General features: G+C 35.5%; 7 protein-coding genes. 5 read left to right on the forward strand and 2 right to left on the reverse strand.

What is annotated here, in order from left to right:
* The first annotated feature begins 217 nt into the window (after positions 1 to 217).
* Positions 218 to 1741, forward strand: a complete 1524-nt coding sequence (locus NG821_RS12025; protein ID WP_252761901.1) for an AAA family ATPase — start codon at positions 218 to 220, stop codon at positions 1739 to 1741.
* 50 nt (positions 1742 to 1791) lie between these two features.
* Here NG821_RS12025 and NG821_RS12030 read toward each other — a convergent pair whose 3' ends face one another.
* Both NG821_RS12030 and NG821_RS12035 read right to left on the reverse strand, forming a co-directional pair.
* Positions 1792 to 2376, reverse strand: a complete 585-nt coding sequence (locus tag NG821_RS12030; RefSeq protein ID WP_252761902.1) for a hypothetical protein — start codon at positions 2374 to 2376, stop codon at positions 1792 to 1794.
* The gene (locus NG821_RS12035; protein ID WP_252761903.1) at positions 2376 to 2762 is read right to left on the reverse strand and encodes a hypothetical protein; all 387 of its coding nucleotides are present in this window, start codon (positions 2760 to 2762) and stop codon (positions 2376 to 2378) included. Before NG821_RS12035 ends, NG821_RS12030 begins: the two co-directional genes overlap by 1 nt.
* Before the next feature lie 1488 nt (positions 2763 to 4250).
* On the opposite strand from NG821_RS12035, the gene NG821_RS12040 reads away from it, so the two are divergent.
* The 4 genes from NG821_RS12040 to NG821_RS12055 all read left to right on the forward strand — a co-directional run bounded on the left by NG821_RS12040 (position 4251) and on the right by NG821_RS12055 (position 6936).
* A complete protein-coding gene (locus NG821_RS12040; protein WP_252761904.1) occupies positions 4251 to 4568 on the forward strand; it encodes a type II toxin-antitoxin system RelE/ParE family toxin in 318 nt (105 codons plus the stop codon).
* Positions 4569 to 4575: 7 nt separating this feature from the next.
* Positions 4576 to 4920: a HigA family addiction module antitoxin gene (locus NG821_RS12045; protein ID WP_252761905.1), complete on the forward strand. Its 345-nt coding sequence runs from the start codon at positions 4576 to 4578 to the stop codon at positions 4918 to 4920.
* 436 nt (positions 4921 to 5356) lie between these two features.
* A complete protein-coding gene (locus NG821_RS12050; protein ID WP_252761906.1) occupies positions 5357 to 6361 on the forward strand; it encodes an ImmA/IrrE family metallo-endopeptidase in 1005 nt (334 codons plus the stop codon).
* Entirely contained in the window at positions 6355 to 6936 is a 582-nt protein-coding gene (locus NG821_RS12055; protein WP_252761907.1) for a Rossmann-fold NAD(P)-binding domain-containing protein, read from the forward strand. Before NG821_RS12050 ends, NG821_RS12055 begins: the two co-directional genes overlap by 7 nt.
* Positions 6937 to 7491: the final 555 nt, after the last annotated feature.

The following is a 7491-nucleotide window of genomic DNA, read 5'->3' on the forward strand; positions in this document are numbered from 1 at the left end:
TACCTTTGCCTTAAAACTTGGTTCAAACTTACTTCTTCTTCCCATTTCTGTTCCTTTCTTACTTAGTGCAAAGATAAACAATATTCTTTAACTTTAGCACCTGTACTAAAATTGGGGAGTATTATATTTAAATAACATAGATGAAGTTAAAGAACTGATTTTCAATTTTCATTTTTTTTATAATAAATGTGTAGATGTTAAAGCAAGTATTGGTATATTGAATGGCATAGGAGATCTTAATTCAGAGATTTGGAAAAAATTTATAGAACGAGGGGTTTTATATACAGAAGGATTACCTAAAAGTAATGAATGTCCTTATTGCCATCAACCATTAAATAAAAAGGCATTGGATATAATCAGTGCTTATTCTATATTCTTGAATGATGAAACTGAGAAGTGTTTTTCTGAGATAGAACATAAAATAGCTATAAAAATTAACGATTTTTGTAATATAAAATATTCTTTTTATTCGGAGAAATTAAATGTTATTAGTATTCCTGAAGATAAAGAAACGAATGTATTCTTTAAGAATATTGGAGAGTTAGATGCATTTCTAAATTCCCAATATTCAGTTTTAGCAAATTGCCTCAATAAAAAAGAATTTAGTGTATATATGTTTGACGATATTAATATTCTTTCAAAGTTTGATCGATTAATCTCTTTTTATGGAGAACGAATAGAAGAATATAATAAGCAAAACTCTGAGAAAAATATCGAAATTGAAAAATTTAAAAAAGAATTGAGACCATTACTGCAAAATAAATATATTGCTGAGAATAAAGCCCTATTTACAAGATGGATGAATGATATGGAAAAAGTGAATAATTTAAATTCGTTATTCAGTTCAGTTTCTACAAGAAAGATTACAAAACTATCTAAAATTGCTTTTGGACAACTTATAACCAAACAATTAAAAGAGGAATTTAATAACGAGCTTAAATTGCTTGAACTTGACCATCTTTCAGTAGACTTAGAATTAGCTGAAAAAAACAAAGGTGTTGTCAATATGGTAATGAAATTGAATGGAAATGATATTAAAACGATATTAAGTGAAGGTGAACAAAAAGGAGTAGGATTAGCCTTGTTTGTTACTGAGACAAAATTATGTCACATTACTAATCCTATTATTTTTGATGACCCTGTGACTAGCTTGGATCATAGAATTGCTGGTAATTTTGCTAATATACTTATGGGTCTAGATAATCAAGTAATAGTTTTTACTCATAATAGACTTTTTTTAGATGCTTTTGAATGTTCAAAAGAAAATCATATTTGTAAAAATATATATGGTGGATGTAACTCTAGTAAAGGAAAGCATATTTATTTGCTTCAAGTACAATCAGAAGGTAAAAACGATAGGGGAGTTATAATTTCAAAAGATAAAGATAATGCAAGTGACTATATAGAGAAAGCTAAAAAATTGTTAAAACAGAACCCTTTTTTGGGAGCCCAGCAGACAGCAACAAATATTAGAATAGCAATAGAACATATTATAGATGAAAAAATATTCAATGGTCAAGTTCCAACCAAATTTTCTAATAAAAATAGTAGAATACAATGGGAGGCCTTAAAAAACATGTGTAATGATAAAAATGTTATAAATACCTTAAATACAATGCATAGTCGTGTCTCTGGTGGCGAACTACATGTAGGAGTGGAGTCTCGGGAGAATGAGATATCACAAGAGGAGTATCTTAAGATGGTATATGATTTGGAAGAAATACTAACTAGGGTCCGCTGAATAAGTTGATTTAACATTTATTTAATTGATTATCAGTAAGATGTAACTATTCAGCCATTCATTCTATGCCACAACCCTGTCTGCAGCGATGCTATCTTCAGGGCTATAAGCGGGTATTTCGTTTCCAATGTATCACCGACGCTCCACCCCTTTATGGATTTCGTATATGCGTCTGTAATAAGGGACAGACGGACAAAGTCACAATCCACCGAGTTTTTCTCCGGACAAATAACCTGATAGGTTATGTCACTGACCCATACCTGATCCGGATGATCCGGAATGAGACCTTCTACAAGATTCGGATACTTCGGCAAGTCATGCCTCGAATCGGTTGTCCGGGGATGTTGCCGTGGTTTGCGCAGGGTCAGTCCCCGGCAGCTCAGAATATGCACAAAACAGTCCCGGCCGACAGTAATTTTACTGCCATAGCGTTTCCTGTACATCCGCCATAGTTTCCTTCCGCCCATACCGGGATCCTTTAGACGGATCCCTTTTACATATTGGATGACCATGTCTTCCCTGGCTGCCCTGTCCATGCTATGATCATTGTTCTTATACCAGGCTTGCTTCGTTACGCCAAACAGTTTGCAGGTCATCTCCACCGTGGAATGGTCCGGTTCTGCAAGAAGTCTCATTACCGTTCGGCGCCATGTTTTTTTCTGATGGAAATGTGATAGGTCTCTTCCGCTACGTCTATCATCGTATTGAAAGCATGGGCACGGTACCGTGCACTTTTCAGCTCCTGTTGAAGACGGCGCACCTCATTCTTCAAGGACTCTGTGTCATCCGGCAATTTTGATGCTTCCTCTGCCTGCAACCTTTGCTTTTTCATGATTCTTGCCTCCTCAAGATTTTTTATACCTTCCGGATCTTTCCTCGCAAATATAGCAAGAATCTTTTGAATATGATATGGGGATGTTTCATATTTCATACTCAATGACTGGCAACTCATACAGCCCTCGTAGTAATCCTTCAGTACTGACCGTTGCTCTGCTTCCGTGAATTCGTAATATTTTTTCATCTCTTTCCTGGTTTAAATTTAACTTCTTTAAGTCAACTTTTTCCAGGCTAAGACATTTTTCTTTCCATCTTTCAATCGTCCCTAATACCATATATTAAAACGATAAAAGCTATTGATAAAAAGAGTTGAAATCGAGTAGGAGAAATGCCATATTCTGTTTAATATGTATCTTTATGACAGTTATTAAGGAGGCTAGAAAGAAATCGTACTTGGTATTTGTCAAATAATAAATGAAGACGTTTGTTCTAACGCTTTTGAAAAAAGAACTTTATCTCTGAACTAAGAGATACAAATTATTGCAAGGGAGGTAAGATAATGACGGACTTATTTCAAGGAAGAGAAGAAAGACTGAAAGCTGCTATAAAGAAGGCCACTGCTACTAAGGAAAGTGCAAATAAATTTCTGAAAGAAGCGGGAATAATAGACCGAAATGGGAAATTGGCATCTCATCTTAGATAGTGGAATCTTTGTATTCGAAGCGTTCAAATCTTGTAATCGGCTTCCCTGGTTGTGATCAATATGTTGCCGAAAGGGTGGTAGCCTGAAAAACTGAACTTTGGGCGAGTAAAAATGATGATGACTGGTTGGAAAATGGTATTATTTTTTTGGAAATAATGAGGAACGTGCACGTCAATGGGCAGAGGATTGAGTTAAAAGAAAAGATTCATCTGTAAAATCTCCTGCTGTGTTAGGAACTATAATCGATTCGGGATACAGCCTAGATCTTACTGACAATTTATATTTGAATGAACTTAAACAGGCTATGAGGCATTTTGGTGTCAATGTGTCAGAAAACAGGGACAGAGCTTCCGAAGAATACATCTGTAGGCCATTCTGATGATCTCCTCATTCGAAAGTTAGATTGCGCAGTGATTCAAACTGCCAAAAAACTTGATAAAGAGGCCCATAAAAAGGAGCCAGGGTATGATTCTGTCAAAGGAGTCTTTTGGGGTGAAACCTTTATATCTTAATGCTGGTTTCAGAGAGAAAAATCGTATTCAAATTTGCGTTTGTAATCCTAATTGTATAAAGGGATATTTCTTGTCTAAAAGGATTGAGTCGGAATATCCTCATCCTTAATGGAGCTGCATCAATATTTCTGTAAGTGTCCAGGACAGGCATCTTGTTCTGCCCTTTAATAACAGTTACATTTGTACTCACATTAGAAATCAAGAAATGATTCAGTGTACAACAGATCTTAAGAAATTGTTTTTCCTGTATATGATCATAAGCCAAGAATAGGAAACTTGGTCAATCCACGATAGATTCAGATCACTTCTGCTTTATTTGAAACTTACAATCATGGCATCCTAAAATGCCCTGCTTCAAGGGATTGACATTAATTGGTCGCTTACCTTTAAAATTATTTCTAGTGTCAACAAAAAAGGCTAGTACAAGGTCTCTTGAAAAAAATCAAAAATAATTATTCTCAAATTTGCGAATTTTATTAATTGTTTGTATCTTCGCACATAGACTAATGAAACAAGCATGATAGTCGTATTTGAAAAGACATACCTGCAAGATATTTACGAGCATGGTACTACTGAAGAGAAGAAGCATCGGTATCAGCCGCAGGTCATAAGGGGTTTTCAGAAGGGGATAAAGTTCTTGGAAAAGGCTAAGAAACCAGATGACCTCAGACGGATAAATTCCTTGAACTTTGAACCTTTGAAGGGCGGCAAGGAAGGTAAATTCTCAATTAGGGCAAATGACAAATATCGCATAGAGTTTACTATTAGTGAGAATCTTGAAACACCTGTTCTAAAGGTATGCAGAATAATTGATTTGTCGAACCATTACAAATAATAGAAATATGATTACGCTGAAAGGTATTGATCCAAGAATGATAGCAAACAATCTGGAGCCATCGAACCTGATACATCCGGGTGAAATGATTAAGGATGAAATAGAAAGTCGTGGAATGACACAGAAAAGACTCGCTGATATGACGGGCATTTCTATGTCTGCTCTCAATGAAGTGCTTAATGGCAAGCGCTCTGTGACTATTGAGTATGCCCTCCTTCTGGAGGCTGCGCTCGGAATTGATGCTGACATCTGGATTGGCTTGCAAGCGGATTATGACAAACAGAAGGCTTGTTATGATAAATCCTTCCTCAAACGTTTGGAAAACATAAGGAAAAGTGCTGCTATGTTGTAGATGGGAAAGGATATTAATGTCCTTCAAATGCAGTCTTTTTCTTTCTATTCAGCAAGGATATCATTGATTTTTTAATTTCTTGAAATCAGTTCAATAGTGCTCTGCTGAAATTACACGAATCTTGGAAAAGTGGATAAAATAATTGCTCTTATCATTGAAATCAATTATCTTTGCAGTTAGGAAAAGTATATATTGTTGAAACTAAGTAAGTTAGAATTGCTTTACCAGGCTTCTTGATAGTTGTGTCTGAAAAAATATTTGACCTTTTATAAGTATATATTGTCTTATGAGAGTAGGGGTAAACACAGATAGAATTAAATATCTTCTGACATACTTCAATTTGTCAGAAAGAGAATTGTTGTCTGTGCTTAATGAGGATAGGAAAAGCCTTTTGAGGGATAAGGATGTTTTTTCGCCTGAGATCGAGTTGTCTGTCTTGAAAAAGATAGAGGCTTATTTCAAATGTGGGATGACCTTCTTTTATGATTTTACCCCATTGTCTACGGAACATAGCCAAAGTATATTTTTCCGCAAGAAATCATTCTGTTCTGAACCGAATCAGGAAACACGCCGTATTGTATTCCAGTTTGAGAGATTAAAGACTCAGTTGGATGCCTATGCTTCATTGTCGGATAATATCATCAATGTTTATCAGAAGAGTTATTCTATAGAGGATGATCCTCAGATTGTAGCAAATGAAGTCCGAAGAGATTTTTATCCTGACAGGAGGAGGAAAAACCAAAGAGAGTTTCTTAAGGCATTTATTAATAAGTGTTCAGAGCATGGCGTCTATGTTTTTGAATTTGTGGAGAACTGGAATAAAAAAGAGAAGGCTAACGTTGACGGAATATGTGTGAAGCCTAATATGATTATCCTAAAGCATCAGCAATGGTATAAACGGGAAATCTTCACTTTGGCCCATGAATTGGGACATTTCCTCCTGCATGAAGAAGACCTTAATACTGTTGATATCGACAATAAAAAAATATTTTCAAGGTCTGATTCTCCAGTGGAAAATTGGTGTAATGAGTTCGCCTTTAGATTTATAGTTGGTGATGCGATACAAAAAATCGACAGTGAAGGGTATTTGGATTCTTCAAATGACTATGGCCGGGCTATCATTCGTACGATAGCGGACTGTACTCATATAAGTACCACTGCACTATATACACATTGTCTCTATGCTAATAAGGTGTCTCTGCCGGATTATGAGAATATTTGCAAGGAACATCTGGATGCAGTGAAAAAACGTAAAGAGTCTTTGACTGTTGATGAGGGGGAAAAGAAGAAAAAATTTGCAAGAACAGCTAAACCTATTATCTCCAAGCTTTTTATGGAAAGTATGCAGTATGCTTTTTTTAAGGGCGTCATCAATGAGCCTACTTTTTGCAGCCAGCTTAAGATAACTCCAGCTGAAGCGGAAGGAAAATATTTATGGTAGCATTGATAGATACGTGCTCTTTACGCAGGCTTGTGGAGTATTACTTGCCTTTTGACAAAGACAAAACTCTGGTTAACTTTCTGGCTCATCAGTACCAGAAAAAAGAACTTCTAGTGATAGATGCTGTTTATGAGGAATGCAAATATCAAAAAAAAGGTGAGATTCCTATGCACTTACCTTTCTTGTCAAGTGAAACTAGTATTTCTACATTAAAAATACCAATTGATAAGAAAGCAAATGATATCATTGACAATCAGTTTTGTGTTCAATCTGCGTACCGGAAACTTTCAGCAGATGAATCTTCAAGAAACCAAAAGTATGCTGTGTTGAAAGAAAAATTCATGAATACAGCTGATTTTAGGTTGATGCTTTTTGCTAAGCAGAAAAATTCTCTTCCTCATCTTTTTAATCAGAATATAAAGGTCGTTACAGATGAAACGCGTAATATTAATGACGGTAAGATTTTTAAGAAACTACCTGTATGTTGCGAACTGGTAGATATTACATCTGAAAATATTGTTGCATATCTGCAAGAAAATGGTGTGGATATTAACTGGATTGTCTCGAAGCAATAATATTGGATAATACAGAATAGGGATGTATTAAAGTAGGATGAAGAAGCATTAGGGTGCTGTCCTCTTGCAAAATTGTTGGGAAATTTTGGAATTTTATTGCAATAAATAGGTGTTAATTCTATGGAATAAATCCGTTGACGAAATTGTATCTGCTCAAAATAATTTAATAAACGATGATTAAAAAAGTTGCACAGATCGTCAGCTTTTAGTAATTTCGTAGTGTGATAATACATAGAGGTACAGTTTAACGTATAAACAATTTATTTATGATCGGCAAGTGTCATATAAGGAGGTAAGAATGAAATCGGACTTGTATTATATTAAAAAGGGACTTTCTCTTTATGGAAGAAGAGCTTATGATACTGCTGTCTCCAAGGGGGTGGCTGTGATTCTGAGGGGAAATCGTATCTATTCGGTAACCTCTAAGGGTATACTATACCCCAATTTTAGACAATGTTTAACTTTTATTTAAATAATATACTCATCCACGGAGAGCGCGCATAGCGGCAAGAGGCGTCGTGTAACGCCTCGGCGAGCGTCACGCTGCAGATTGAT

Source organism: Segatella cerevisiae, from assembly GCF_024054555.1.
In the GTDB taxonomy this organism is placed as follows: domain Bacteria; phylum Bacteroidota; class Bacteroidia; order Bacteroidales; family Bacteroidaceae; genus Prevotella; species Prevotella cerevisiae.